The 26,948-nt window shown below is 33.7% G+C and carries 25 protein-coding genes and 1 tRNA gene; 12 read left to right on the top strand and 14 right to left on the bottom strand.

From position 1 onward, the window contains the following. Positions 1-934 precede the first annotated feature (934 nt). From menD to C6368_RS09175, 3 genes are read right to left on the bottom strand one after another with little or no spacing between them, the layout of a single operon-like run. Positions 935-2,668: a 2-succinyl-5-enolpyruvyl-6-hydroxy-3-cyclohexene-1-carboxylic-acid synthase gene (gene menD, locus C6368_RS09185; protein WP_107038897.1), complete on the bottom strand. Its 1,734-nt coding sequence runs from the start codon at positions 2,666-2,668 to the stop codon at positions 935-937. A 53-nt stretch (positions 2,669-2,721) separates the two neighbouring features. After that, positions 2,722-3,576: a type 2 periplasmic-binding domain-containing protein gene (locus tag C6368_RS09180; RefSeq protein ID WP_159038523.1), complete on the bottom strand. Its 855-nt coding sequence runs from the start codon at positions 3,574-3,576 to the stop codon at positions 2,722-2,724. Position 3,577: 1 nt separating this feature from the next. Beyond that, entirely contained in the window at positions 3,578-5,350 is a 1,773-nt protein-coding gene (locus tag C6368_RS09175) for an ABC transporter ATP-binding protein (protein ID WP_107038895.1), read from the bottom strand. A gap of 263 nt (positions 5,351-5,613) precedes the next feature. Between C6368_RS09175 and rlmB the strand changes: the two genes are divergently transcribed. Beyond that, positions 5,614-6,369: a 23S rRNA (guanosine(2251)-2'-O)-methyltransferase RlmB gene (rlmB, locus tag C6368_RS09165; protein ID WP_107038893.1), complete on the top strand. Its 756-nt coding sequence runs from the start codon at positions 5,614-5,616 to the stop codon at positions 6,367-6,369. Positions 6,370-6,493: 124 nt separating this feature from the next. Here the strand turns inward: rlmB and C6368_RS09160 are convergent, their stop codons facing one another. From C6368_RS09160 to mutS, 3 genes are all read right to left on the bottom strand, one after another. Then, the gene (locus tag C6368_RS09160; RefSeq protein WP_107038892.1) at positions 6,494-7,198 is read right to left on the bottom strand and encodes a YjjG family noncanonical pyrimidine nucleotidase; all 705 of its coding nucleotides are present in this window, start codon (positions 7,196-7,198) and stop codon (positions 6,494-6,496) included. Positions 7,199-7,668: 470 nt separating this feature from the next. Then, positions 7,669-8,316: a uracil phosphoribosyltransferase gene (upp, locus tag C6368_RS09150; RefSeq protein ID WP_107038890.1), complete on the bottom strand. Its 648-nt coding sequence runs from the start codon at positions 8,314-8,316 to the stop codon at positions 7,669-7,671. A gap of 242 nt (positions 8,317-8,558) precedes the next feature. Then, positions 8,559-11,138 (bottom strand): DNA mismatch repair protein MutS, encoded by a 2,580-nt coding sequence (gene mutS, locus C6368_RS09145; RefSeq protein WP_107038944.1) that lies wholly within the window; start codon positions 11,136-11,138, stop codon positions 8,559-8,561. A 135-nt stretch (positions 11,139-11,273) separates the two neighbouring features. Between mutS and C6368_RS09140 the strand changes: the two genes are divergently transcribed. The 5 genes from C6368_RS09140 to C6368_RS09120 all read left to right on the top strand — a co-directional run bounded on the left by C6368_RS09140 (position 11,274) and on the right by C6368_RS09120 (position 14,420). Beyond that, positions 11,274-11,807, top strand: a complete 534-nt coding sequence (locus C6368_RS09140) for an RNA methyltransferase (RefSeq protein WP_107038943.1) — start codon at positions 11,274-11,276, stop codon at positions 11,805-11,807. A gap of 119 nt (positions 11,808-11,926) precedes the next feature. Continuing rightward, entirely contained in the window at positions 11,927-12,988 is a 1,062-nt protein-coding gene (ribD, locus tag C6368_RS09135) for a bifunctional diaminohydroxyphosphoribosylaminopyrimidine deaminase/5-amino-6-(5-phosphoribosylamino)uracil reductase RibD (RefSeq protein ID WP_107038889.1), read from the top strand. Between the two features lie 6 nt (positions 12,989-12,994). Beyond that, entirely contained in the window at positions 12,995-13,861 is an 867-nt protein-coding gene (locus C6368_RS09130; protein WP_107038888.1) for a DMT family transporter, read from the top strand. A 67-nt stretch (positions 13,862-13,928) separates the two neighbouring features. Further along, entirely contained in the window at positions 13,929-14,198 is a 270-nt protein-coding gene (locus tag C6368_RS09125; protein ID WP_107038887.1) for an ATP-dependent Clp protease adaptor ClpS, read from the top strand. A 148-nt stretch (positions 14,199-14,346) separates the two neighbouring features. After that, a tRNA-Arg gene (locus tag C6368_RS09120) sits at positions 14,347-14,420 on the top strand. A gap of 1,003 nt (positions 14,421-15,423) precedes the next feature. On the opposite strand, the gene C6368_RS09115 is transcribed toward C6368_RS09120, so the two are convergent. From C6368_RS09115 to C6368_RS09105, 3 genes are all read right to left on the bottom strand, one after another. Next, positions 15,424-15,981, bottom strand: coding sequence for a DUF4924 family protein (locus C6368_RS09115; protein WP_107038886.1), 558 nt, complete (start codon positions 15,979-15,981; stop codon positions 15,424-15,426). Between the two features lie 64 nt (positions 15,982-16,045). Next, the gene (locus tag C6368_RS09110; protein ID WP_107038885.1) at positions 16,046-16,702 is read right to left on the bottom strand and encodes an OmpH family outer membrane protein; all 657 of its coding nucleotides are present in this window, start codon (positions 16,700-16,702) and stop codon (positions 16,046-16,048) included. An 8-nt stretch (positions 16,703-16,710) separates the two neighbouring features. After that, entirely contained in the window at positions 16,711-16,968 is a 258-nt protein-coding gene (locus C6368_RS09105; RefSeq protein WP_107038884.1) for a hypothetical protein, read from the bottom strand. A 320-nt stretch (positions 16,969-17,288) separates the two neighbouring features. On the opposite strand from C6368_RS09105, the gene C6368_RS09100 reads away from it, so the two are divergent. Further along, the gene (locus C6368_RS09100) at positions 17,289-18,140 is read left to right on the top strand and encodes a DUF1853 family protein (protein ID WP_107038883.1); all 852 of its coding nucleotides are present in this window, start codon (positions 17,289-17,291) and stop codon (positions 18,138-18,140) included. Positions 18,141-18,169: 29 nt separating this feature from the next. Here C6368_RS09100 and C6368_RS09095 read toward each other — a convergent pair whose 3' ends face one another. The 4 genes from C6368_RS09095 to C6368_RS09080 form a co-directional block, all read right to left on the bottom strand. Next, entirely contained in the window at positions 18,170-18,568 is a 399-nt protein-coding gene (locus tag C6368_RS09095) for a DUF1987 domain-containing protein (RefSeq protein ID WP_107038882.1), read from the bottom strand. A 117-nt stretch (positions 18,569-18,685) separates the two neighbouring features. Beyond that, positions 18,686-19,492 (bottom strand): hypothetical protein, encoded by an 807-nt coding sequence (locus tag C6368_RS09090; protein ID WP_107038881.1) that lies wholly within the window; start codon positions 19,490-19,492, stop codon positions 18,686-18,688. Positions 19,493-19,503: 11 nt separating this feature from the next. Further along, positions 19,504-20,187, bottom strand: coding sequence for a hypothetical protein (locus C6368_RS09085; RefSeq protein ID WP_107038880.1), 684 nt, complete (start codon positions 20,185-20,187; stop codon positions 19,504-19,506). Next, a complete protein-coding gene (locus tag C6368_RS09080) occupies positions 20,172-20,714 on the bottom strand; it encodes a DNA-3-methyladenine glycosylase I (protein WP_107038879.1) in 543 nt (180 codons plus the stop codon). The genes C6368_RS09085 and C6368_RS09080 overlap by 16 nt, the downstream gene beginning before the upstream one ends. Before the next feature lie 51 nt (positions 20,715-20,765). On the opposite strand from C6368_RS09080, the gene C6368_RS09075 reads away from it, so the two are divergent. Then, entirely contained in the window at positions 20,766-21,368 is a 603-nt protein-coding gene (locus tag C6368_RS09075) for an acyltransferase (RefSeq protein ID WP_107038878.1), read from the top strand. Between the two features lie 1,239 nt (positions 21,369-22,607). On the opposite strand, the gene C6368_RS09065 is transcribed toward C6368_RS09075, so the two are convergent. Next, positions 22,608-23,045 (bottom strand): PaaI family thioesterase, encoded by a 438-nt coding sequence (locus tag C6368_RS09065; RefSeq protein ID WP_107038876.1) that lies wholly within the window; start codon positions 23,043-23,045, stop codon positions 22,608-22,610. A gap of 107 nt (positions 23,046-23,152) precedes the next feature. Here C6368_RS09065 and C6368_RS09060 point away from each other — a divergent pair, with 107 nt between their 5' ends. From C6368_RS09060 to C6368_RS09045, 4 genes are all read left to right on the top strand, one after another. Continuing rightward, the gene (locus C6368_RS09060; protein ID WP_107038875.1) at positions 23,153-23,638 is read left to right on the top strand and encodes a hypothetical protein; all 486 of its coding nucleotides are present in this window, start codon (positions 23,153-23,155) and stop codon (positions 23,636-23,638) included. A gap of 46 nt (positions 23,639-23,684) precedes the next feature. After that, positions 23,685-24,248, top strand: coding sequence for an L-threonylcarbamoyladenylate synthase (locus tag C6368_RS09055; protein ID WP_107038874.1), 564 nt, complete (start codon positions 23,685-23,687; stop codon positions 24,246-24,248). Between the two features lie 3 nt (positions 24,249-24,251). Next, positions 24,252-25,568: a DEAD/DEAH box helicase gene (locus tag C6368_RS09050; RefSeq protein ID WP_107038873.1), complete on the top strand. Its 1,317-nt coding sequence runs from the start codon at positions 24,252-24,254 to the stop codon at positions 25,566-25,568. A 173-nt stretch (positions 25,569-25,741) separates the two neighbouring features. Then, positions 25,742-26,929, top strand: a complete 1,188-nt coding sequence (locus C6368_RS09045; RefSeq protein ID WP_159038522.1) for a pepsin/retropepsin-like aspartic protease family protein — start codon at positions 25,742-25,744, stop codon at positions 26,927-26,929. Positions 26,930-26,948 lie beyond the last annotated feature (19 nt).

Genomic DNA, 26,948 nt, shown 5'->3' with positions numbered 1-26,948 from the left:
TAGAGAGAAAAAAAATGATTAAAGGAATGATTTCTCTTTTCATCGTTTGCATTAACAATACCATGAATTGAATAATTAAGTGGTTGAAACAATTTTTGGATAGTGCATGATTCCATTAGTCAGTGATGAATCCCGCACCAATTGGTTTTGATCAAATAAAGGAAATCTTGAATTTTAATTCAAATTCCATCTTCTATTTTTCTTTCTCGTTAGTCATTAAAACTAGTGAGAAATGCTATTGATGTGGGATTCATCCCACATTAAAATAAGCAACTTCTGAACTTCTAGCCGTTTCAACGGCTTAATATTTAGAGAGAAAAACAATGATTAAAGGAATGATCTCTCTTTTCATCGTTTGCATTAGCAATTCCATGAATTGAATAATTAAGTCGTTGAAACAATTTTTGGATAGTGCATGATTCCATTAGTCAGTGATGAATCCCGCACCAATTGGTTTTGATCAAATAAAGGAAATCTTGAATTTTAATTCAAATTCCATCTTCTATTTTTCTTTCTCGTTAGTCATTAAAACTAGTGAGAAATGCTATTGATGTGGGATTCATCCCACATTAAAATGAGCAACTTCTGAACTTCTAGCCGTTTCAACGGCTTAATATTTAGAGAGAAAAACAATGATTAAAGGAATGATTTTTTTTCTTCCTTTGCATTCATAAAAGTAAACTCCTATTTTCGAAGCTTAACGCCCGCGTAAGGGGTAGAAACGGCATCCTTTTTTTTCAATTTATTGAGAAGAAAGATACAGTGGATGACCCGACCGTGATATTTTTTCTTGTTTTGTACCGCCCCGTTTCCAAACGTGAGGTAAATTACAAGAAAAGATAATCATGGATACGCCCTAATGAATTACAAAATTCAAATTAACAATTACGAATTGCTGGTCAAAAGCTGGTCACGCTAAAAAATTACCTATCTATCAGATTTCCAAAACGGGAATATCTTTCACCTTCGTTTTTTCTAGGTAGTCCAATAGAATCTTTCCGCTTTTATCTCCATCCGTAAAAATTTCAATTACGGCAGGACGATCATTAGATTGTATTTCGTAGAATTTATCTAATTGGCCATCAATTTCCTGCATAGAATTAGCGGCATAATAATTCACATTAAATGCTTCACAAATAGATTTTGCTGAGAATGAATGTTTGGCTACGAAAAACTCATCGCCTTGAGGAGTGCTTTGTGGCCCAGGAATAATATTGAAGATTCCTCCTCCTCCATTATTGATCAGGAAAACTCGAAAGTTTGATGGAATGTGGTTATTCCAGAATGCATTGCTGTCATAGAAAAAACTGATGTCTCCCGTGATGAATGTATGCAATTTATTGTCTCCCACAATAGCATTTCCGATTGCAGTACTTGTAGAACCATCAATTCCACTTGTACCTCGATTACAATAATAGTTTATACTTTTTATGGGGTCGAAGAGTTGAGCATAGCGAATAACTGAACTGTTAGACAAGTGTAAATCACTTTGGTCGGGAACAGCATCTAAAATTAGGCTAAAAACAGACAAATCAGAGTATGGAACTGACTCTAAGTACATCATGTGATTTCCTTGTGTCAAATAATCTAATTGCTTCCATTGTTCGCCATAGCGTGAAATATCTCTTGTGAATCCATCTTCTAAAAGAAAGTCCAAAAATGAATTTGGTTGAATTGGGATAGATTTCGTTAATGATTGATAAGTGTCTATAAAAGGAAATTCTTGACCAATTTTCCAATTGTGTTTTGGTTTAAAAATCCTTAAGTACTTTTTAATCTTTTTAGAAATTACCGCTCCTCCCATTGTAATCAACAAATCTGGTTGATACAATTCTGGATTGTTTTCCAAGAAACTTGTAATTGTTCTATCAATGCAATGAATAAAACTTCTGTCTTGCAAGTTACTAGTATTTTCAACAACAACTGCAACACTTTTATCGTTGGCCAAATTCTTTAATTGCTCATTTAAATAACTGTTATTGGGCATTTGGCCACACAAAATCAGTTTTCTAGGAGAATTGTTCCATATTTCTCTTAATTCCTCCTTTTGGGAAGTAGATAATTGTGGATTCAGATTCATCAATTCTGTCAACCCTTTTGAACTTGCTGAAGGTGATTCCTTTTCAATTGTTTTGTATAAAGGTTCTGTAAACGGAAAGTTAAAATGTACTGGACCACCATTTGGATATTTCGCAGTATTCATCACTTCATCAATCGATCGTTTATTAAACCAAGATTGGTCTTCCGAAATAGGTGATTCAAACAAAGTTGTGGAAGCACATATGTGGTTTTGGAAAACGTTTTCTTGTCGAATAGTTTGTCCATCACCTTGGTCTGTCCATTCACTTGGTCTGTCTGCTGAAATTACAATCAAAGGAATATTTCTGTAAAAAGCTTCACTAACAGCCGGATAATAGTTTAAAAGGGCAGAACCTGAAGTGCAGATTACGGGAACAGGTGTGCTGGACTGCTCAGCCATTCCAAGCGCATAAAAAGCAGCACTTCTTTCATCGGGAATTACATAACATTTGAAGCGTTCGTCATTGGCAAAACTCACCACAAGAGGTGCATTTCTTGAACCAGGAGAAAATACGACATATTTTACTCCATGCTTTAAAAACGAATCAACCAATTGTTGAACGCCATTTTTTTCACTTACTTTTCCCATTATTCCTTTTACATTTTAAGAGTAGGATATTTATTAGAATCAACCAATGGTCGTTAAAATAATTTACGCATATAATCTTTTGCTTCTTCAGGTGTAATTAACTTAAGTTTTAACAAGTATTCAATCACATAGTCAAAATCTTTATCAAACTTTGCTCCGTCATAATTCCACTCAGTCTCACTTAACCATTTTGAAACGTCTTCGATTTTCAAACCGTATCTCCAAGATAATATTTCCGGAGTAAATTCATTTTCCTTAATCGACTTAGCTCTCTTATTTACAATATCTAGCATTAATTGTAATTGTTCAGCGTATTGTTCAGCGATTTCTGTCCTCACAGCAATCACAAAACAAGGCCAAGGTGTTACAACCTCATCAATATAACGACATTTCCTTAATTCAGTAAAAGGTTGAGTTGTATATTTCTCCCATAAAAATGCTTGTGCTTCGTTGTTTTCAAGGGCCCAAAGCCCACCATAAACATCTCCAACACTATTGAATTTCAACTTATCAATATTCCATCCTTTTTGGTCTGCCAAAACATAAGACATCAAATGGGAACCTGAACCTTCACGTGAAATAGCGAATGTTTTCCCTTCTAATTCATCAGTTTCTTGAATAGATTTATCATCAAAGGGAACATGAATTCCCCAATGTAAAGGAGAAGTTACGTAAACCTGTAATATTTTCGCATCTAAACCCTGTAAAATTGCTCTTGATATTCCTTCAGTTAATAAAACGGCAACATCAATGGTTTTGTTCTGTAAACCTTTAATCATCTGACCAGTTCCACCACCCATATCTTCCCAATGAAGTGCAATATTTTTATCTAGAAGATCACCTTCTTGAATTGCTAACCTCCAAGGTAAATTAAAATGTTCTGGAACTCCGCCTATCTTTAATTTCATTTTATTCTCCATCTCCTAAAAATTGTTTTTCGTATAAATTCTTGTAAAATCCATCTTTTGCCAAAAGCTCTTGATGACTTCCTTCCTCCATCACTCGTCCTTTATCCAGAACTATAATTTTATCTGCTCGTTGAATTGTTGATAATCTGTGTGCAATTACAATTGATGTTCTTCCAACTGTTAACTTCTCGGTAGCTTTTTGTATTAATTCCTCGCTTTCATTGTCTACACTAGAGGTGGCCTCGTCAAGAATTAAAATGTGCGGATTGTAAACATACGCCCGAATAAATGCCAATAATTGTTGCTGACCCGTTGAGAGTACTCCACCTCTTTCTCCTATTTCATAATCGTAATTATTGGGTAATCTCATAATAAAATCATGTGCTCCAACGGCTTTAGAAGCTTTCACAACTTGTTCCTTGGTAATACTTTTATCCCCTAAAGTAATGTTATTCAACAGGGTATCTGAAAACAAAAACACATCTTGAAGTACAATCGAAATATTTCTTCTCAAGTAAGTTAAGTCTACATCGCGAATATCTGTTTCTCCAATTGTAATTGTTCCTTTCTGATATTCATAAAAACGAGAAAGTAAATTGACTATGGAAGACTTTCCTGCTCCTGTGGCACCCACAAAGGCAACAGTTTGATTCGGTTTTATGTTCAGATTAATATCTTTTAAAACCCAATCCTCATCCTGGTATGCAAACCAAATTTGATTGAAATCAATATTCTGTTGGAAATCTAATTCATTTATTTTCCCAGCATCCTGAATTACTTCGTTTCTATCTAAAGTTTTGAAAACCCGTTCAGCCCGAACCACACCTCTTTGTAGTACATTAAATTTATCTGCTAACTGTCGAATTGGACGATAAAGCATATTTACCCAAAGTGTAAACATCACAATCGTTCCTGTTGAATCTACAGCAATTGAAAATCCATTGGCTAAAGACCAAGCACTAAATACAATCAGAAAGGCGATGGATAAAGAAGTTAAAAATTCAACAACTGGAAAGAATATTGAATTGGCCCAAATCGTATCCACATGTGCTTGTCGATGACGTGCATTAATTTCGGAAAAACGTTCTTTCTCGACTTCTTCTCTGTTAAACAATTGAAGAATAGACATACCTGTTAAACGTTCTTGAACAAAAGTATTTAATCGGTTAACTTCAACACTTTCTTTTTGATAGGCCTTTTTCATGGCTTTGGCGAATATTCGTGTGGCGAACAACAGCAGAGGAATGGGCAATAAAACAAAAACTGTCAACAAGGAATCTGAAAGGAACATCCAAACAACTATCGTTATTAAAATGATAATATCTTTAAACATATTAATTAGTCCTTGAGAGAATATTTCAGAAATCGCCTCCAAATCTGAGACTATTCGTGTGACCACAGCCCCGATAGGTGTTTGATCAAAATATTTCATATTAAACGACATAATATGTTTAAACAACTTGATCCGGATGTCTTTAATTACAGATTGAGCTAAAAGATTAGCAAAAAAGGTGGTGAAAAACTGGAAAACTGCTTCAATTACAAGCATTCCAATTATGATCAAGGTCCAAAACCATAAAGCATCTGCATTTTGATCTTTTTCTATGTATTCGTCGACCATATCCCCAATTATACATGGTCGAAGTGGTGAAACTACGGCCAAACCGATTGTAAATATGAAGGCTAGGAATAGAAACTTTCTGTAGGGTTTTACATAAACAAACAGTCGTTTAAGAATGTAAAAATCAAATATTGTTTTTTTCGTTTCGCCCATGATACAAAAATAGCCTGACAGATGAGATATTCATACTTTTGCGGCAAAATTTATCCTAATAACAATGGAATGTTAGAATATGTTCGAAATTTAGAGGAATACAAGATTTGAAAATTCAAAAATCCCAGAATTGAAATAATCAATCGAAGGTACCATCTAGGAACGGTTTGCAAACCGACTGGCTCCTTGGGATAAGCAGTTTTAGAATTAAAAAATGAAAAATTCAAAAACATGCATTAACTTTGCACTTCAGAAAAGAAGATATGTCATATAAAAAAGGTGAAATAGAGGATTTAATTTTTGGTGTTCATGCTGTAATTGAAGCAATTGATGCCAGAAAAGAAATCAATAAGATAATGATTCAGCGTGGAATGGATAAAGCGCTATTCAAAGAGTTAAAAGAGGCTTTAGCTAATAAGAAATACACTTTACAATTTGTACCTGCCGAAAAGCTGAATAGATTAACACAAAAGAATCATCAAGGTGTAATAGCATTTATTTCTCCTGTAATTTATCATGAATTATCGGATGTCTTAGCTGATGTTTTTGAAAGAGGAGATATTCCAAATATTTTGGTTTTGGATCGTATCACTGATGTTAGAAACTTTGGTGCGATTGCGAGAACAGCTGAATGTTCTGGTGTTCACGCTATTGTGATTCCTGACAAAAACTCTGCGTTAATCACAAGTGATTCAATCAAAACTTCTTCTGGAGCATTGCATAAAATTCCGGTTTGTAAAACAAGAGATTTAGAAGAGTCGGTTGCATTCTTAAAAGAATCGGGCTTGAGAATTGTAGCATGTACAGAAAAAACACATGATTTGGTTTTTGATGTCACAATGACTGGTCCAACAGCGATTATCATGGGTTCTGAGGAAGATGGAATTTCACAAGAATTATTAATACTCGCTCATCAACGTGCTAAAATTCCTTTACTAGGAACAGTTTCTTCATATAATGTTGGGGTTTCTGCTGGAATTGTATTGTATGAGAAAATGAGACAAATGATTTTGAGTTAGATTAATGATTCAAGGAATCAAAAAATTCAAGCAATATTCGAAGAGATGATGTAGGGACGATTAGCAAATCGTCCTTTTTCATTGATGAGTATTAGTGATTTGAGAATTAAAACTTGAAAATTGATTAAATACCAAGGATCAAAGGATGAATTTCTTCCAAATGTTCAACCCTATCGATTCCAATTTTATTTGTATGGGTTCTGTGCGGATCAAATAAAACACCACGAATTCCAGCATTTTCTGCTCCAATTACATCTGCATTATAATCATCTCCTATCATGATGGAGTTTTCTGCTTTTGCCTTTGTACGTTTTAATGCACCTTCGAAAACCAAAGGGTGTGGTTTTGCTTTTCCAATTTCTTCACTGCACAGAATATCATCAAAATATTCGATAATTCCGCTATTCTTTAATTTCGTGAATTGAACTTCTTTGAATCCGTTGGTGATGATATGTAACTTGAAATTATTGTTTTTAAGGTCAGCTAAAACTTCTTTTGTAGATGGAAAAAGATGTGTTTGAAAAGGCGAAATTTCTAAATATCGACTACTCATGTCCTCTCCCATTCTAACATTATCAATTTTAAATTCCTTTAATGTGTCAGTAAAACGTCCGTTTCTCAATTGAATTTTATCGATTTTACCTTCCGCGTAGTTTCCCAAATATTTGGCATTAATATCTCGGTAAATATCCAAAAAGCTATCAAAAGAAGAGGAATGATCACTTAATTTTAGCTCTTCATATATAATACGCAAGGCACTCTCGGAGTTTCTATCGAAATCCCAAAGCGTTCTGTCTAAATCAAAAAAAACATCTTTTATAAAATTCATAACACTAGGTCTTTTATGAAATACGCTCCACTAGTTATCACGAAGCAATCTATAGTTAAGAACAAAATAATCAATGGAAATGTTTGTTTGTGATGTTTGTAAAACTTGGCAACGATAATTGTTCCGACGGGAATTGAAAAAAACAAAGGAAAAGCCCAATATGAAAATAATCTGCCTATTTTTTGTTTAAAATAGATTATTCTGCGGTTACTTTTAGTAAATTTCTTGCTCAATGGGATAGGCTTACCTTTTCGTATTGCATTCTTAACCCGTTTTGCCTGCCTTCTAACAGAAAGATTCATGAAATAACTGCTTCCAAAATAGAAAATCGATGCTGAAATATACCCACCGATTGAACATACGATAAATGTCTCCCAAAAGGTTAATCCAGCAGCCGGCCCAAGGAAAGGAGTAAACATAAACTTCCAAGAGCTAAACAAAGCAAAGCTTATGTATGTCCACATAACTAATTAAACTTTTTCTCCATAAGCAAGATCACCAGCGTCTCCAAGCCCTGGTACAATATAAGATTGAGCTGTTAATTCAACATCTACCGCTCCAACCCAAATTTTGGTTGATTTCGGTAGTCTTTTCTGGATAAAATTCAAACCTTCTTCTGTTGCTATACCAAAAACCAAGTGGATTTGTTTTGGCGTTCCGTGCTTTTTCAAAACCTCGTAAACAGCGGCCAAAGAATTTCCTGTTGCCAACATTGGATCGCTAATAATTAGAACTTTTCCGTCCAAACTTGGTGAAGCGCAATATTCAACTTCTATTTCGAAATCATCTTTCGAAATATGTTTTCTATAGGCGCTAACAAAAGCTGAATCCGCTTTATCAAAATAATTTAACAACCCTTGGTGCATAGGAATTCCAGCACGTAAAATCGTAGCTAAAACTATTTCATCATCGCAGGTATTCATTATTGCTTCTCCAAGTGGAGTAGTAATTTCCTTCTCTGAATACTTCAATGTCTTTGAAAGTTCGTAAGCCATTATTTCGGCAACGCGTTCAATATTTTTACGAAAACGCATACGGTCTTTTTGAACCTTGGCATCGCGTATTTCAGAAAGAAACTGATTAAATACTGAATTGGTTATTGAGAAATTAGTTATCATAGTCACAAATTTAGCTCTAAAATACAAGATATAACAATATAGAAGGAATAATGTCGGTTATTTTGAATCTTTCTAACATAACTACCATGGGAAATCATCAAACAAAACTCCCACCACGAATCATCGAACCATCCTCGCTGTTCTCGATGTAAATTTCTTCACTACATTACAAAATTCACTCGAACTGACGAGAATTAACTCCCTTGAACACAATCCGTAATTGTTAATTAAACAATTCATAATTACTTCCCCTTCCCTACTTTCTTCTTAATTTCATTCAATTTGAAAAGCGCCTCAACAGGTGTTAAAGTATCGATATCCATATTGGCTACCTCATCACGAATGCTCTCTAAAATTGGATCATCTAATTGAAAAAAGCTCAATTGCATATCTGCTGAATTTCCTGCTTCTTTGACTTTTTCTCGTTCCGAACCACGGTTGGAAGCTTCCAATTCTTTCAACATTTTCGATGCTCTTTCGATCACTGGATTTGGCATTCCTGCTAATTTCGCTACGTGAATCCCGAAACTGTGTTCACTTCCGCCTTCAATCAATTTTCGTAAGAATAGAATTTTCGTACCGACTTCTTTTACAGACACAGTGTAATTCTTAATTCTCGGAAATTTATTGGTCATCTCATTCAACTCGTGATAGTGCGTTGCAAATAGCGTTTTACAATGCGCTTGCGGATGTTGATGAATGTATTCTGCAATAGCCCAAGCGATAGAAATTCCGTCATATGTACTTGTTCCTCGGCCAATTTCATCCAATAAAACCAAACTTCTTGGCGAAAGGTTATTCAAAATACTTGCGGTTTCGTTCATTTCTACCATAAAAGTAGATTCTCCAGAGGAAATATTATCGGAAGCTCCAACTCTAGTAAATACTTTATCTACTAACCCAAGTTTGGCAGATTTTGCAGGAACGAAACTCCCCATTTGCGCCATGAGAGAAATTAAAGCTGTTTGACGAAGAATCGCACTTTTACCCGACATATTCGGTCCAGTAATCATGATGATCTGTTGTGTTTCATTGTCTAAATACACATCATTCGCAATGTAGTCTTCCCCTACTCCCATTTGTTTTTCAATCACAGGATGACGACCATCTTTGATGTCGATTGAAAAGCCATCATTTAGTTCAGGGCGGTTATAATTGTTCGCTTTTGCAACTTTCGAAAAAGAAGAAAAGCAATCCAATTGACCAATTAGGAAAGCATTGAACTGAATAGGTGTGATGTAATCAGCCATTGACAAAATCAGGTCTAAAAACAACTTTCTTTCTATAATATCTATTTTCTCTTCTGCTCCAAGAATTTTTGTTTCATAAACTTTTAGCTCTTCAGTGATATATCGCTCTGCACTTACCAAAGTTTGTTTACGAATCCATTCTTCTGGAACTTTATCTTTATGCGTATTTCGTACTTCCAAATAATAACCGAAAACATTATTAAATGCTACTTTTAAACTTGGAATTCCCGTTCTTTCCGCTTCTCTTTTTTGTAAATCTTCTAAAAATGATCTACCCGAATTTGAAAGATTTCGCAATTCATCCAACTCTTCATTGAAACCGTCAGCAATTACTTTTCCTTTACCGACTTGAATTGCAGCATCTTCATCCAATTGTTCGGAGATTAATGCAATCAATTGTTCGCAAGGATTCATTCGGTCTGCAATGCTCAACAATGCCTTAGAATCTGTGCTTTTCAAAAGTTTTTGAATAGGTTCTATTTCTAACAAGGTGTTTTTCAGCTGATTTACCTCCTTAGGATTAACTTTTCCCACAGCGATTTTTGAAGCCAATCGTTCTAAATCGTAAATATTACTCAAACGCTGGCTTAATTCAAATGCTATATCTTCATTCGCATTCAAAGCGTCTACAGCATCTAATCTGGCTTCTATGGTTTTTAAATCTTTTAGCGGCAAAACCATCCACCTTTTCATCATTCTACCACCCATTGGAGTCACTGAGCGATCCAAAACGGACAACAAAGTTGCTCCATTTTCGTGTGGAGAATTGATTAACTCTAAATTCCTTGTTGTAAAACGATCCAACCAAACATATTTATCCTCTTCAATTCTACTGATTTTAGAAATATGTCCTAAATCTTTATGTTGGGCTTCAGAAATGTATTGTAAAATGGAGCCAGCAGCAATAATTCCTTCCGTTAATTCTTCAACGCCAAATCCTTTGAGGTTCTTGGTTTGAAAATGTTTGTTTAGTGATTCACGCCCAAAATCCTCTGTGAAAACCCAGTCTTCTTGACGAAATGTATAAAAACGTTCTCCAAATAAATCTTTGAATTTTTGATCTTGCTGACGAGAATACAAAACTTCACTCGGCTCAAATCCTTGCATTAATTTATCGATGTATTCTGAATCTCCTTGTGCAATTAAGAATTCTCCTGTCGATATATCCAGGAATGCAACACCATGTTCTTTCTTTCCTAAATAAATAGAAGCCAAAAAATTATTTTTGTTGTGTTCTAATACTTGATCGTTCATCGAAACACCAGGAGTAACTAATTCTGTAACACCACGCTTAACGATAGTTTTGGTCAATTTTGGATCTTCCAACTGATCACAAATCGCAACACGTTCTCCTGCACGAACTAATTTTGGCAAATAAGTTTGTAAAGAATGATGCGGAAATCCCGCTAATTCAATATGCTGGGCAACACCATTTTTTCTTTTGGTTAACACAATCCCTAAAATTCGAGAAGCTTTAATTGCATCCTCTCCAAAGGTTTCATAAAAATCTCCCACACGAAATAACAACATTGCCGTTGGATGTTTAGACTTGATCTGATTGTATTGTTTCATCAGAGGAGTTTCTGCCGGTTTTTTTTGTGTCTTTGTGTTCGCCAAAATGAAAATGTTTGTGTTTATTTGCAATCTGTAAACATACAAGTTTCGTTGGAGAGTCCAATGATTACACCATTCCAGTTTTCAATACTTATGAACAGAAAGTTAAAACTTTGGGAGTTAAATCGCCCAACAGTAGAAGAGTTTAAAGAGAAAGAGAAATTCCCATTAGTGGTTGTTCTCGATAACATTAGAAGTTTGGCCAATGTTGGAACCTTTTTCCGAACGGCAGATGCATTTAATGTCTCAAAAATTATTCTTGGAGGAATAACGGCTCAACCACCTCACAGAGAAATTCAAAAAACAGCCTTGGGAGCAACGGAGTCTATTGATTGGGAACACCATGAAAACTTAGTTGATTTATTGAAAAACTATCAAAGCGACGGATATAAAGTTTACGCTGTTGAACAAGCTGAGAAAACTCAACTTTTGCAAGAATTAGATATAAAATCGGAAGAGAAACATGTTTTGGTCTTTGGTAATGAAGTTGATGGAGTGCAACAAGAAATTATTGATATTGCAGATGTTGTTTTAGAAATTCCGCAGTTTGGAACCAAACACAGTTTAAATGTATCCGTTTGTGCGGGGGTTGTACTTTGGGAATTTGTAAGAGAGCTCGGGAAATAAAATTAAAGAGGCTTACTTAAAGAAAAAAGTAAACAACGAGGAAAGAAAGACAAGTATTAAAAAAGAATCCTAAACTCTAATTAAGTAACAATTAGTTTTTTCCTTAAATTGCAAGCAGTATGACTCAAAAATCTCTCGATCAAAAATACATGCAGCGCGCACTTCAAATTGCAAAATTACCTGGCGTTCAAGCTGCTCCAAATCCAATGGTTGGTGCTGTGATTGTCCACAACAACAAAGTAATAGGAGAAGGATTTCATCAAGAATACGGACAAGCTCACGCTGAGGTCAATGCCGTTAATTCAGTAAAAGATGTTTCGTTGCTATCCGAATCCACAATTTACGTTACCCTTGAACCATGTTCTCATTTTGGTAAAACTCCACCTTGTGCTGATTTAATTGTAAAAAGTAATTTCAAAAGAGTTGTTGTTGCCTGTGTAGATACATTTTCACAAGTTGCAGGCAAAGGTATTCAACGAATAAAGGATGCAGGCATAATTGTTGACACTGGGATCATGGAAACCGAAGCAAGGGAATTAAATAAAAGATTCTTTACATTTCATGAGAAAAAACGTCCTTATGTTGTTTTAAAATGGGCAGAAACCCGAGATGGTTTTATGGACCGTTTACCTGAAGAAAGAGAAAATGGCATCAATTGGATTACACAACCTCGCATGAAATTGTATGTTCATAAATGGCGTAGTCAAGAACAAGCCATTATGGTGGGTTGGAAAACAATAAACAACGACAATCCGCTGCTGAATGTCCGTAAAATTGCAGGAAAATCACCACATCGCTTTGTAATTGATCCAAATGGAAATGTTAATCCCGAGGCAAAAGTTTTTCAGGATGGTCAGCCAACAACTGTAATTAGTTTAAAATCAGAAATTTTTAATTTACCTAGCCATGTTGAAGTATTAACTTTAGTCAAATTGTCGTCAGCTCAAATCTTATCAATTCTGTTTCGAAAAAACATGCTTTCTGTTTTTATTGAAGGAGGAGCGCAAACCCATAAGCAATTCATTGAAGATGGGTTATGGGATGAGGCTTATCAACTAGTAGGAAGTTCCACTTTTGGTAAAGGAATAAATGCACCCAATCTTGTAAATAAAACCTTGATTTCAATTGAAACTATTGAGAAAGATATTATTCAACATTTTGTAAGGAATAAAAATTCATAGATCTATATGTTTTATCTGTTATTGAGTATTCTGAGTTCAACATTCATTTTGGTCTTTTTTAGAATGTTTGAACGCTTTAAAATTAATGTTTTTCAAAGCATTGTTTACAACTACATCACTGCCTGTATTGTTGGATTTATAATTTTTGGAGATGAGTGGAAAGCAGGAGATTTAACCACAGGAAATTGGATACCGTATGCTTTCATTTTAGGAGCCTTATTTATTGGACTGTTTCTTCTTATGGGCAAAAGTGCCCAAGAAAACGGAATAGGAATAACTTCGGTCACTGTTAAAATGAGTCTGGTCATCCCAGTTATTGCTGCAATATTTCTTTATAACGAAGAGGTGTATTGGACCAAAATTATTGGTATTCTAGCAGCACTTGTCGGAGTGTTTCTAATTACCTATCAAAAGAAGGTAAATGCAAAAGAGAAAGGACAATCAAATATTTTATATCTTATTCTATTATTTTTAGGTAGTGGATTAGCGGATTTAATCGTTAATTATGTAGAAAAAGTGGCCGTTGGTGACCTATCCCTAGCAATATTTTCAGCGATACTATTTGGAGTTGCGGCATCAATTGGATCAGTGATTATGCTTGTCAAAAAGCTAAAAAATGAACTCCAATTGCAAAAGCGCGCAATACTGGGTGGCATTCTTTTAGGCATCCCTAATTTCTTTTCCATATACTTTTTAATGATGGCTATTCGTTTTGGTAATTTCTCCGATTCTATAACCTATGCGATGAATAATACAGGTGTTGTTATTTCGGCGTTTATCGTTGGAATACTATTTTTTAAAGAATCTACAACACCTTTAAAAATTATTGGAGGAGTGGTTTCAATTGCAGCTATTTTACTTTTGACCCTCTAAAATTAATTGGTGTTGAAAAAATATTACCGTATTTTTGCATCTAATAAACAAAGCTTAAAATTTAATCATGAGCACAGAAACATTATTTGAGGAAGAAGTTGTTGAAAAACAAGTTGCCGAACATAATCTAATCGTTTACAATGACGACATTAATACATTCGACTTTGTTATAGAGTCATTAATAAAAATTTGTAAGCATGATTCAGTGCAAGCAGAACAATGTACGATGTTGATTCATTACAAAGGAAGATGTGATGTGAAAACCGGCGAATATGAGAAATTAACTGAAATGTGTACAAATTTATTAGATCGTGGAATATCTGCGGAAGTAGAATAGCAAATTTACTTCTCCTTAGCTACTGATTTACAAAGGAGTTAGATATTCAAAAAAAAATAAATTTAAATTTTTATTAAATTCCACTTGTTATTGGAAAATAAATCATTAATTTTGCACTCGCTATGAACGATTAGCGATTTTAAAAAATGGCTCTGTAGCTCAACTGAATAGAGCACTACATTACGGCTGTAGAGGTTTCAAGTTTGAATCTTGACAGGGTCACTAAGAATAAAAGCTTCCACTTTAGTGGAGGCTTTTTTCGTTTTATACATTATCTGATCGTTTGAAAAACGGACAAGCAATTATAAAATGAAAAAAGACTGTCGTTCTGAAAGAACGTAAAGCTTTTATTCGGAATTCGGAGCGTTAGAAGATCTACAATCTTGACAAAGTATAATCTCAGCCAAAACGGTCAAGCAATTATAAAATGAAAAAAGACTGTCGTTCTGAAAGAACGTAAAGCTTTTATTCGGAATTCGGAGCGTTAGAAGATCTACAATCTTGACAAAGTATAATCTCAGCCAAAACGGTCAAGCAATTATAAAATGAAAAAAGACTGTCGTTCTGAAAGAACGTAAAGCTTTTATTCGGAATTCGGAGCGTTAGAAGATCTACAATCTTGACAAAGTATAATCTCAGCCAAAACGGTCAAGCAATTATAAAATGAAAAAAGACTGTCGTTCTGAAAGAACGTAAAGCTTTTATTCGGAATTCGGAGCGTTAGAAGATCTACAATCTTGACAAAGTATAATCTCAGCCAAAACGGTCAAGCAATTATAAAATGAAAAAAGACTGTCGTTCTGAAAGAACGTAAAGCTTTTATTCGGGATTCGGAGCGTTAGAAGATCTACAATCTTGACAAAGTATAATCTCAGCCAAAACGGACAAGCAATTATAAAATGAAAAATGACCAGAAATCTGAAAGATTTTGAAGCTTTTATTCGGAATTCGGAGCATTAAAAGATCTATAATCTTGACAAAGTTTAATCTCAGCCAAAACGGTCAAGCAATTATAAAATAACAAAAGACTAACATCCTGAAAGAACGTAAAGCTTTTATTCGGTTGTAATAAATAGTGGATTAAGAACATTAAAAGAACCTTTAACCACCATAGTTCTTACAAACAAAAAAAAGGAGAAAAACACTATGGTTCTCACTCCTTTAATTTGAATTTTATGTATTTAGACCTAATTGAGCATTGAATACTGCAAGCCTATTTTCGGTATCAATCTTGCTTTTCGAACATACTCATATCTCCAGCTTTCATTTGGTGATAGGCTTGAGTAAGGTAAGCTAAAATAATTCGCATTGTGTCAAAAGCCTTTTCAGACTCTGCTCCTACTTCCTTCCCTTGTAACTTAAGTAACAACTTCATATACAAAGCTTGGAAACAAACTTCAACAATATTTAATGCTCCTAAATCACTTTTCTTTTGAAAAGCCTCAACATTTTCATCTGCCGCTGCAAGTAAATCAAGGTATTTCTTGTCTTTCACGACATCTTTCAAAGTATTGTGCAAATAAATCATTTCGGTTATTACTTCGCCCAAACGATGTAAATGCCCTTTAGTAGTCAATCCACGAGATTTCATCTCCTTGATAATTTCTTCGTACCATTTTACAGCCTCATCTTCAAATGATTCACTTTTCACTTGTGGTCGAATAACATTTTGGCGAATCTTTTCTATATTAAAATTGTAGGCTCGCACCATATCTTCAACCTGATACATGTAAATTACATATTCAGCAATGTTACTCTGTAACTTTTCTTGTGATATAAACATTTATTTAAGTATTGAGTTTTGAGTATCGAATATTGAGTATTGGGGTTTGTATACAATAAAATTACTACTTCTCGTCTGTTTCGGACTCCGTGCTATCATCATTTATTACACCTGACATAAGATCATCTTCTCTTTTATTCAAAAAAGCAATGAATTCATCTGTTACATCAAAAGCATTATTGATAAAAGTAATTTGGCCTCCTTTTTGGTAGAAAAACAATAAATCTATTTCTTTTTTATTCGCAAATTCTTTTCCTGCTTCTGCAATTTTGCTCATCAAATTAGTTTGGTATTCCATTGACTCTTTTTGAAGTGCTGCACCACGTTGTTGTTCAAATTGTTGAATAGTTTGTTGCTTTTGCATCGCAGTTTGCTGAATCTCCTCAATTTGATATCCAGTGATTTCATTATTCTCCATTTTCCTTTGGATATCTGCCTCATAAGCTTGGTAAGCTCTGTACTTTGATTCTAATTCGCTTTGGAAATTCTTTTCTTTTACACGCATTATTGAATCAATCTCTTTGTAGAACCCAAATTGAGTTGCAATACTGTCTTGATAATAAAAAGCCATGGCAATTCCAGACGTTCCATCACCCATTTGCTTTTTCTCAACAGGAATTGATGTTTCGGCTTCTTCCGTTTTTGTAGTTGAATTATTACAAGATGAAATCAATAAAGTTGATCCAAGTCCTAAAATTGCAATTGATAAAAATTGTTTCATTGTGCTTATTAGTTTGTTATGTTAGTATTTTTATTTTTAAAAGACTCATTCCAGTCTGATCGCATATCCACAAATCTCTTCAAACAATTGCTTAAAAACTCTTGTGTTACCATAGCTTTTACATCTTCCAATCCCATAACATCGAGCTCTCCAATTTTATAACTTTGTTCAAACTGACCCAATTCAATCTTAACTGTGTATTTTCCGTTGTACGAAAAAATTTGAATTTTGAAACGCTCATGCGGTATTGTATCTACAATTCTCATGTGATTCTAGTTTATGAATAATTTGAGTACAAAAATATCAATTCAATTAGGATTGGCAAAAGGAAACCGTTTTTTTAATGGCGCAGATAAAAGTAAACTCATATTTGAACATTTTATGAGGTAACCTAAACGTTTTTGACGTAGGATACCACTTCAAATGAGCAGCATTCCTAAATTACCTATTTTACATTCCTGAAGTAAGGAGTAATCCAATACCCGAAATTAACTCTTCGAACTAATGATGTATGAATTGAATAAAGTTAATAATTAAGAAAAACCATATTGCCAAACAATCTCAAGAATTCCATTAATTTTATAAAATGCAATCTTCATTCTACCATACTTTGAAAAGTAATGTTGTGCGAGACCTTTATTGGCTGCTATTTTCTGAAGCACCACTTTCTGATGAATATGATTTATCTCCTTTTTCATTGTTCCCTCAACAAATTCTAGATGATTGGCAAATTGATTCAGTAAACTATTTTAAGCAACTTGATAAACACCCAAAAGATATAGAGCAATTCGTAGATAGAAAGAAAAACAAACGTTTAGGATTTTATGCGGAATCCCTCCTCTCCTATTTCTTTCAAACTTTCAGTGAAGTGGAATTATTATTGCAAAACTTTCAAATTAATAAAGAGAAAATCACTGTAGGAGAAATAGATTTTATTATTCTATACAAGAACACGGTTATTCATATAGAATGTTCAACAAAGTACTTTCTACTAAAGGATATAAACAAAGCCAAAGAAGCTTCACAATGGGTTGGACCTCGATTAAAGGATAATCTAGAAAAAAAATTAAAGAAAATAATTAATCATCAAATTCCATTGGGTCTAGAAATGGAAATTCAAGATAAAATTAACCGTAAGGTAGATCAATCATATTTATTAATTAAAGGAGTATTTTTCGCTGAGGAAGTTATTCAACCTGGGAAAATCAATAGAAAACAAACCAATAAATTTCTCCGATTTAGTGAATTACAAAACTTTAATTCATATTCCATTGAAGTTTTATCACGACCAAACTGGTTATCAGCATTTGCTTCGTCTGAAATTAATCATACACGACCAAATTTAGAGTTTGATTCACATTTAGAAAACCCAATAATGTGTTTATTTAACGATGGGGAAGTTCGTTTTATTGTTCCTGATAATTGGGGCAGCCAATAGAAATGGGTAATCCCATTGAGGTTATTAAGCTAAACACCAACTGCCTCTTCAAATTCGACACCAACAAATTCAAATGGAACATTTACGACACATGAAAAATCAAATCCTGATTCCTTCATTTCAGGGTCATCATTTGCATATTTCCAAACTACCGACACATCATTTCCTTCTTCGAATAATTCATTCAGTTTATGCAGGAAGAATAAAAATTGTTTGGAAGCTGAATTATTAAAATACTCTAGGTTGAAGACCATCCTTGTTGAATCGCTTGGAGCAGTGGCATACGCATAAAACCATTTCAATACTGGAGCCCAAAAATCTTCTTCCGGCTCTGAGATTGCTCGTCCTTGAATAATCATCTCACCAGATTGACTGTTAAACTGAATATATGGTGTATTGGCTGTTGCCTCTAATTCAAATTTTTCCATTAATCTATTAAAATACGAAGGCGCAATATCTTAATTTTTTTAATCTAAAAAAAGAGATTAAAAGAAATAACTACAACAAAATAGATGAAATATACTTTTTAATAGATAAAAGGGCGCCTAGCTATTCAAAAAATTAAAAACGCTATTCACAGCTTCCTTTTTAACTTCTCCCATTAAATAACCATTCTCATTCAAAATTTGTTTCAATTCATCTTGAAAGAAAAATGCAACACTTCCTATAAAATTAATTGAATAACCTTTATCTAAAGGCTCTAGTGCTGTTTTACAAAATGCTGAAAAAGAAGAATTCAATATTGATTTAACGGTAGTAAAATCTCGAAATTGGTGTACAATTCTTGTCAAACCAGCAATGCACATTCTTCCATCAGACTCTTGAATACGATGTAAAATTGATTTATGATCAAAATAAGATTCGATTGATTCTACGATTTCTATTGGTAAATCTTTATTGAAATGGTATTGCAATAATCGCTTTCCTAGATCAAAACCACTTCCTTCATCTCCCAAAATATAGCCTAATCCTGAAGTTTGCTTGACAACCACCGCTCCATCAAATTGAGCTGCAACCGCTCCAGTACCCATTATTCCAACAATGCCTGAATTATTTCCTAAATGAGCCAAACAAGCTGCATAAATATCAGTATGCACCTGTTTAACATCTAATTCTAGCTGTTCTAAAAAAATGGTGATTTTCGATTTCGCTTCTAAACTTTCACAACCAGCCCCAAAAAAATAAATGGATTGACCATTTAAATTTTCTGATTCAATCAAACTAGAAATTGCTTTTTCTTTCTCTGCTGAAAGTTCCTGTGGATGAAGACCAACAGTTTCTATGAATTTCTTTTCATTTTCAGATACAAAAACCCATGTAGATTTAGTTCCACCACTCTCAACAACAATCATAAATTCTTAAATTAGTACCAGTCGAAACGGTAACCCAAATTAAATGAAAAAGATAAAGGAGCAATTTCATTACCTAAAATCGCAGAAGGATCATGCAAACGTGTTACTAATTCAACACCTACATCAAATAAAAGCGCCCCTCTATATGGCAATTGATATTTAACCCCTACAGTTCCTCCAAAAGCGAATAGCAAAGAATAAATTGGAGTAGAAGAATTCAACTCTTGTGCTGGGAAATCCGTTGTTTGATAATCATCTGGATTTAAACCACCAGCAACTCTATAATCTGAGCTGTAAGATGCTAAAATACCTTTTATATGTGGTCCTGCGAAAATTGAAAGACCTACATCATAATCATTTATAAAATAATTGCGTGTCCCTCCATCTACCGCAAAATATGAAGTTTTAGTTACTAGTTCAGCTGTTGTTTTACTTGGCTGAGTAGTAATGTCTTTCGCTTCTATGTCACCAATTTGTTCCAATTTATCTGGCAACATCAAAGAAGCTCTAATAAATAATGTAGCATCAGTTGCTTTTGGAATCTCTACAAATGCGTTAAATCCCAATCTATTAACAGGAGTATTCAACCCATGAAATGAACTTAAACCTCCTCCAGCAGAAAACTGAGCTAAACTGTAATTACCTACAGAGGCTAAAAATATGCTTATAAATCCTATAATTAACTTTTTTCCCATTTTGGTTTATTGTTTTTAATTTTGTGATAAATCGGACAATCCTCAGTGTGAGCTCCTTTTAAGTAACTAGTACTCATCAAAAACTCTTCCACAATTTTTTCTCCAGTAAATTTAAAGTGTTTTTTAAATAATTTGGTCCACTCCTTTAAAGTTAAACCTATATTTTCATTTAACCAAAAGTTAAAACTACCATTTATATTTTGAATATCCATAATTTGATTGGCATTATATATCACAGCTTCAATCTTTCTTCTATTCCGTATTATCCCAGCATTGGCCATTAATTCTTCAACCTTATCGTCACCGAAACCAGCTACTTTACTTATGGAAAAGTCGGCAAATGCATTTTTGAAATTCTCTTCCTTCTTTAGCATCAGGGACCAACTCAATCCCGCTTGATTAATTTCGAGAATAAACCGACCAAATAATTCATCGTCATCATTCGTTTGAAATCCATATCGTTCATCATGATATTTTTTATCCAAATGGTTTTCGTCTAAATCTTTTGTAAATTCGCAATAACTCATCGTATAAATAACGCAAAAATGAGTCAAATAGTTCAAGCAAATCGTTAAATTATGGCAAATATTTTTGAATTCAATGGTTTTAAACCTGTAATCCACCCTTCAAGCTTCATTCATCCAAATGCAACTGTAACTGGAAATGTAATTATTGGAAAAGATGTTTATGTTGGGCCTGGTGCTGCTATTCGAGGAGACTGGGGTAAAATCGTGATAAAAGATGGATGCAATGTTCAAGAAAACTGTACAATTCACATGTTTCCGGGAACGACAGTAACTTTGAATGAAGGAGCTCATATAGGACATGGTGCAATTATTCACGGAGGAATTATCGGAGCAAATTGTCTAATCGGAATGAATTCGGTTGTGATGGACGACTCTGTAATTGGAGAAGAATGCATCATTGGCGCCTTAAGCTTTGTACCTGCAAAAGCCAATATTCCGAAACGTAGTTTAGTGGTTGGAAATCCGGCAAGGGTAATTAAAGAAGTTTCGCAAGAAATGATTGATTGGAAGACTAAAGGGACAGCGCTTTATCAGCAACTTCCGCAGGAATGTTATGATACCTTAAAACCTTGTGACCCATTGACGGAAGAGGAAGTAGGTAGGCCGAGTCAGGAGAGTATGTTTAGTACATGGGAGAAGATAAAATCTAAATAAATTCGGATTTTATCAGTGTTGAGTGTGAGTTTTGAGGCTGAAATTACGGATTACGAATCTTGAAATTACGAATTGGGCAAGGATCTCCTTCTTCGAAGCGATTGAGCTTTTATTTCACAGAGCTTTTTCACCTATGGTAAATGGAGGAGACTAAAAAAAATAGAGGAGTTGATTGATAATATTTTAAGAATAGGATTTAGAAAATCTAAAACTATTTGATAAAGTCCTAAAAAACTGTTCATGAACCCTTCCCCTGTGGGAGGGGGATTAAGGGAGAAGATTTTTTGTAAAGACTCTACAACTCGACCTTAATTCTTATCTAAACAGAATTAATCTTCTACAAATAAGTAACTTAGCGTTTTATTTTCAAGATTAACAAAATACAATTCTGAAACACTATTATCAGGATCTTTTCGAAATTTATAGCCAGATTCATAAATAGTCCATCCATAATTAACATTATCTAATTTTTCATTAATTTCAATTAGATTTAATAATTCATTGAAGTTTGATAGATCAAATTGAACAGTGAAAGATTCCGAGTAATCACCAAATGCAACAATAAAATCTTTTTCAACTATTTTAAATTCTGGGATTTTAATACTGGTGTCTTTTTTAGTTTGGGATCTAATTATATCTTTTTTATTTTCATAATCGCAACTATAAACTAGATTTTAAAATATAATTACTAACGTGAATTTCAGAATTTTCATTTTTTAAACACATAATTGAACTTTATTTCTTTTTCCCTTCTTGAAACATCACCCAAAACAACAATTTATCAATCACCTACTTTAGATTTCCTTTTGTAAAACAATGAGGACGCATTAAATAATACAAGAATAATTAAAAAAGGAAAAAAATTACTCTTGAGTTTACTCTGAAAGGATTCACAAAATGAAAAACCACCATCCCAACCAAGTAAAAAATTGACAATGCTAACCAATAATAACCCAAGAAAAACAACCGGAATTGTAAAGAGTAATTTCCAATACCAATTCAGATTTTCTATTTTCTTTCTTTTATAAATCAGATTTTTTAAGTTCATTTTTTTTAATGCGTTATAACATCATTATAGTAAAGGTAGTAAAATATAAATGGGTATCGGGAACATTACCAGCAGTTTAATAAATTACAACAAAAGGTATTCTCCTTTATTTGCCGAGATCCTAGTCATTATTAAAAATCAATACTTTCACTTCCACCAAACTCTCCCTTCATTCAAAACGCCTGGAAAATTTATTTTTCAAGCATCTTAAATGCTTTCTCTGCTGGGTATGCATTAAATGTCCCACTTGCTTTAGCGACCAAAATCCCTTTACCATTTGTTACAGCTGCTTCAACATAAAGTAAACGTTTACCTGCTGAAATCACTTTTCCAATTGAAGTTAATTTATCACCTAATTTTATTGGTTTTAGAAAATTGACTTGTAATTCGACTGTGCTCACGACATTATTGTTTTGACCAGCAACAGTTAATGCAGCCACACCAAGGGTTCCATCAATTAATCCTGCTACCACTCCACCATGTGCTGCTATTGGAGTGGCTAAATGTTTCTCTTTGATTTCCAGCAAATATTTCACCTCACCTTCTCCCAAAACATCTAATTCCATTTCCAATAATGCCCCGAATTTATTTGAAGCTTTGTACATCGTCAATATCTTTTCATCGATCATTTCACTTATTTTACTACAAAAATAAAGGATTTAGTATATAAAAGGAGAAAAGACTTAACTTTGAATGAATAGTTAAAGAGTAATTTAATTATAGAATTTATTGAATTATGGGTTTATTTAATCGAAATAAGAAAGATGATATGGGAGCCACTCGCCAAAAGGCAAGTAAGGTAGAAATAAAACCTTTCGAATATCATCCTAAAATTATTTTGGCTTGGGCTAAAGGAATTGAAGGTCATTCGGATTTATTGAATTATTTATTAGAAAATGATTTTAAAGAGTTGGTGATGGCAACACACGCAATTCGTTTGAAGGAAAAAGCGAGAACTTGGCTCATGAAAAATGGCTATCCGCATGTGATGGCTATGATTAACGCTTCTGAAGGAAATCAACAGGCTTTACGGTGGTTAAAGATGAACAATTTCATGTTATTTTATAACATGGCACTTGCAATTGACGGAGAGGCAGAAGGTTTTCGATGGCTCAATAAAAACAGTACGCAAGAATATTTTTATCTGACAAAAATCATCAAAGATGTAAAAGATGAAATCGAAGAAGGGCATAATGACATTCATAAAAGAAGCAAGGAGTGACGGGAATACAAATGAGTGTTGTATTTTTGTCGAAAATTAGAGTGACTTGGAAAAATTAGTGAACATACATGATGCCGCTGAAGGATTAAAAGCTGGAAAGACATTACTTTATCCTACGGATACCGTTTGGGGATTAGGATGTGATGCCAGCAATGAAGAAGCTATTCAAAAATTAATTGAACTAAAAAACCGTCCTGCTGAGAAATCTTTCATTCTTTTAGTAGACAGCGTAGCAATGCTAGAAAGGTATGTAACCAATATTCCTGATGTATGCTTTGATTTAATTGATTTTGCAGTAAAACCGCTCACCATAATTTATGATGAACCAATTAATTTACCAAAATCACTTTTAGCAGCTGATGGTACTATCGCAATTCGTGTTACAGAAGATATGAATTGTAAAAAATTAATTCAACGACTGCGCAAACCTTTAGTTTCTACAAGCGCTAATTTAAGTGGTCAACCAAACTCAAAAAGTTATTCTGAAATTAGTGAAGAAGTGAAATCTAAAGTAGATTTAATATTGAACGAAAGACTGAATGAGAAAATGCTCAAACCTTCTTCAATAATTCGAGTAGGAAGTGATAACGGCGTAAAAGTAATAAGATAAGCAATGAAATTTCAAGATATAAAATTAACGAAGCAGCTTTTAAACGCGCTTAACGAACAAGGAATTACGGATATGACTCCAATTCAGGAGAAAGCAATTCCTAAAGTTTTGGCAGGAAATGATGTAATTGGGATTGCACAAACTGGTACGGGAAAAACCTTGGCTTATTTATTACCAATTTTACGAGATTTAAAATATACAGATTCAACCCATCCAAGGGTATTAATTCTCGTTCCAACTCGTGAATTAGCTGTTCAAGTCGCTTCAGAAGTGGAGAAATTGACAGAATATATGTCGACTAGAACAATAGCTGTTTATGGTGGAACGAATATCAACACACAAAAGAAAGCAGTTTACGAGGGTTGTGATATTATTATCGGAACTCCAGGTCGTCTTTACGATATTGCTATGACAGGATTATTGCGTCTGAAAGATATCAAGAAGATAGTAATTGATGAATGTGATGAAATGTTGAACTTAGGATTCAGACCTCAAATTCAGCGTATTTTTGATTTATTACCAACAAAACGTCAAAATTTGATGTTTTCTGCCACAATTACAAGCGATGTAGATGATTTAGTAGAAACTTTCTTTAGAAAAACGGAAAGAATTATTGCTGCACCATCTGGAACCCCTTTACAGAAAATTAATCAAACTGCATTTGAAGCAGCGAATTTCAATTCAAAATACAACTTACTAAAACACTTGCTATCAGAAGGGAATATTGACAAAACTTTCATTTTTGTACAATCAAGGGTTTATGCTGATATATTATTCGCAAGAATAGAAGAAGATTTCCCAGAGCAATTTGGTGTTATCCATAGTAATAAGTCACAGAATTTCCGTTTAAGAATGGTGAGAGAATTCAAGGATAACCAACTTAAAGGAATTGTGGCTACAGACCTTGTTTCGCGTGGTATTGACATTGACAATGTGAGTCATGTGATCAACTTCGATTTAACCGATGACAAGGAGCAATACATGCACAGAATTGGTAGAACGGGACGTGCTGAAGCAGAAGGAAATACGATTTCATTTATCAAAGAAGAAGACAAGGCAATGTTTGAAGAAATTCAATCATTTATGAATTTAACGATTCCTTTTTCAGAACTACCGGAAGGAGTTGAGCCAACTACTCAATTAATTCCACTTGAAGAAGTTCCGGATATTCATGATGCTCCAACCATGTTGAACCCGAAACATTCATTTGGCGATGGTGAAAAGAATCAAGCTTCACCGAAAGAGGAAAAACGAAATATTCGTCCAATTGAAAAGAAATTAGCACGTAAGAAACAGCGTAAGAATAAAAGAAAAAAGTAGAAGAGAGTTTTGTTTTTGATGCTTTTTATTACACAAGACCACAAGCTGCAAGCTTAGGTAACTAGGAATAAAAAGTTTTAATTACAGAATAGGCATAGTTCGAAGCAATTCTCCCATAGGAAGGAGATAAAGAGGGAGGAAATCAAAAGGCAATATTATTAGTGAAAATATTTATGAAAAAGATACTGTTTTTCTTCCTGATAGTTCTTCCATTACTTTCATGTAAGCCTATTTTAACAAATACATTTGGAAGGTATCAAATTAATAAAATGCATAATGGAGGAACTGTTTCTAACGAAAACTATTCAGTAGAAGTACCTTATGAAATTATTAATGGTCAAATCATATTAAAAATATTTACCAGTAAAAATTCAAAAGATACTTTAAATTTTCTTTTTGATACAGGCTCTTATTCTGGTGTTTCCTTAGATGTTTACCAACATTTCTCTGGAGATTTTGCTAATTTGAGAACCAACCGAACAGATGGTAATAGAGTTACAACCGAAACAGAAATTTATTCAGCAGAAGAATTATACATTGGAGAACTTTTAATTGAGGACTTCAACTTAGCAGTAGACGAATATGTGAACGAAAACTTGGATGGAATTATTGGATCAGACTTTATTGAAGATAAAGTGATCACTTTCGATTTTCCAAAAAACAAATTGATAATTTCTGATATTTTACCAGATAATATGACTTCTGATTATCAATTTAACTTAACCAAAGATTGGAGTAAACTTTATAGTGCAAAAATTAATCTTGAAGAACAAAAAATGAAATTTGTTTTTGACACAGGAAGAACAGGCTTTTTGGAAACGAGCGATAAGTTAAAAATAATGGATAACAATCACTCATCTTCTTACGAAATTATCGGTAGAGATGCTAAAGGCTACCGAAGTGTAACGGTTACATATATTCAAACTAAAAATTTAGCTTTCGGAAAGAACAATATTGATAATGCTATAATTATTAAAAGTTCCGATTACAGCAGTAATTTCCTTGAAACTAAAATTCTAATGGAAAACAAAGTAATTCTGGACTGTATGAATATGCAAATGATTCTGAAATTAGCGGATGATAAAATTAAAATAAACACAAAACAATTCCCTACTCATTCATTTGCATTTGGATGGTTGGAAGGTCTAAAAGTTGTTTCAAAAAAGGTTGAAGTACTAGCTATTGACCTTGAATTATTTGATGAAATTATTGAAATTAACGGAACCAAAACTTTAGATTCCGAAGAAAAAGTCGGTCAGCTACTTAATTCTTTAAAAAACGAAAAGATATGGTATTTAAAAATACGTCGAGGTGATTTAGAATTTGATGTTCAGGTGCCACCAAGTATTGTGGTGTTTTAAAATTTAACACCTTTCTTTA

It is taken from the genome of Brumimicrobium mesophilum (assembly GCF_003025005.1).
GTDB classification, from domain to species: domain Bacteria; phylum Bacteroidota; class Bacteroidia; order Flavobacteriales_D; family Crocinitomicaceae; genus Brumimicrobium; species Brumimicrobium mesophilum.
The sequence above is the reverse complement of the archived record's forward strand: the minus strand, read 5'-3'. Positions and strand labels throughout refer to the sequence as shown.

Bases quoted from the DNA above. Each gene is read 5' to 3' on its own strand.
- upp (WP_107038890.1), bottom strand. From the start codon at position 8,316: ATGATAACTAATTTCTCAATAACCAATTCAGTATTTAATCAGTTTCTT.
- C6368_RS09105 (WP_107038884.1), bottom strand. From the start codon at position 16,968: ATGAGAATTGTAGATACAATACCGCATGAGCGTTTCAAAATTCAAATT.
- rlmB (WP_107038893.1), top strand. From the start codon at position 5,614: ATGTCATATAAAAAAGGTGAAATAGAGGATTTAATTTTTGGTGTTCAT.
- C6368_RS09090 (WP_107038881.1), bottom strand. From the start codon at position 19,492: ATGATTGTTGTTGAGAGTGGTGGAACTAAATCTACATGGGTTTTTGTA.
- C6368_RS09110 (WP_107038885.1), bottom strand. From the start codon at position 16,702: ATGAAACAATTTTTATCAATTGCAATTTTAGGACTTGGATCAACTTTA.
- C6368_RS09175 (WP_107038895.1), bottom strand. From the start codon at position 5,350: ATGGGCGAAACGAAAAAAACAATATTTGATTTTTACATTCTTAAACGA.
- C6368_RS09130 (WP_107038888.1), top strand. From the start codon at position 12,995: ATGTTTTATCTGTTATTGAGTATTCTGAGTTCAACATTCATTTTGGTC.
- C6368_RS09080 (WP_107038879.1), bottom strand. From the start codon at position 20,714: ATGAGTTATTGCGAATTTACAAAAGATTTAGACGAAAACCATTTGGAT.
- C6368_RS09075 (WP_107038878.1), top strand. From the start codon at position 20,766: ATGGCAAATATTTTTGAATTCAATGGTTTTAAACCTGTAATCCACCCT.
- C6368_RS09140 (WP_107038943.1), top strand. From the start codon at position 11,274: ATGAACAGAAAGTTAAAACTTTGGGAGTTAAATCGCCCAACAGTAGAA.
- C6368_RS09115 (WP_107038886.1), bottom strand. From the start codon at position 15,981: ATGTTTATATCACAAGAAAAGTTACAGAGTAACATTGCTGAATATGTA.
- C6368_RS09160 (WP_107038892.1), bottom strand. From the start codon at position 7,198: ATGAATTTTATAAAAGATGTTTTTTTTGATTTAGACAGAACGCTTTGG.
- C6368_RS09045 (WP_159038522.1), top strand. From the start codon at position 25,742: ATGAAAAAGATACTGTTTTTCTTCCTGATAGTTCTTCCATTACTTTCA.
- mutS (WP_107038944.1), bottom strand. From the start codon at position 11,138: ATGAAACAATACAATCAGATCAAGTCTAAACATCCAACGGCAATGTTG.
- C6368_RS09085 (WP_107038880.1), bottom strand. From the start codon at position 20,187: ATGGGAAAAAAGTTAATTATAGGATTTATAAGCATATTTTTAGCCTCT.
- C6368_RS09125 (WP_107038887.1), top strand. From the start codon at position 13,929: ATGAGCACAGAAACATTATTTGAGGAAGAAGTTGTTGAAAAACAAGTT.
- C6368_RS09065 (WP_107038876.1), bottom strand. From the start codon at position 23,045: ATGATCGATGAAAAGATATTGACGATGTACAAAGCTTCAAATAAATTC.
- C6368_RS09050 (WP_107038873.1), top strand. From the start codon at position 24,252: ATGAAATTTCAAGATATAAAATTAACGAAGCAGCTTTTAAACGCGCTT.
- ribD (WP_107038889.1), top strand. From the start codon at position 11,927: ATGACTCAAAAATCTCTCGATCAAAAATACATGCAGCGCGCACTTCAA.
- menD (WP_107038897.1), bottom strand. From the start codon at position 2,668: ATGGGAAAAGTAAGTGAAAAAAATGGCGTTCAACAATTGGTTGATTCG.
- C6368_RS09095 (WP_107038882.1), bottom strand. From the start codon at position 18,568: ATGGAAAAATTTGAATTAGAGGCAACAGCCAATACACCATATATTCAG.
- C6368_RS09100 (WP_107038883.1), top strand. From the start codon at position 17,289: ATGCAATCTTCATTCTACCATACTTTGAAAAGTAATGTTGTGCGAGAC.
- C6368_RS09060 (WP_107038875.1), top strand. From the start codon at position 23,153: ATGGGTTTATTTAATCGAAATAAGAAAGATGATATGGGAGCCACTCGC.
- C6368_RS09180 (WP_159038523.1), bottom strand. From the start codon at position 3,576: ATGAAATTAAAGATAGGCGGAGTTCCAGAACATTTTAATTTACCTTGG.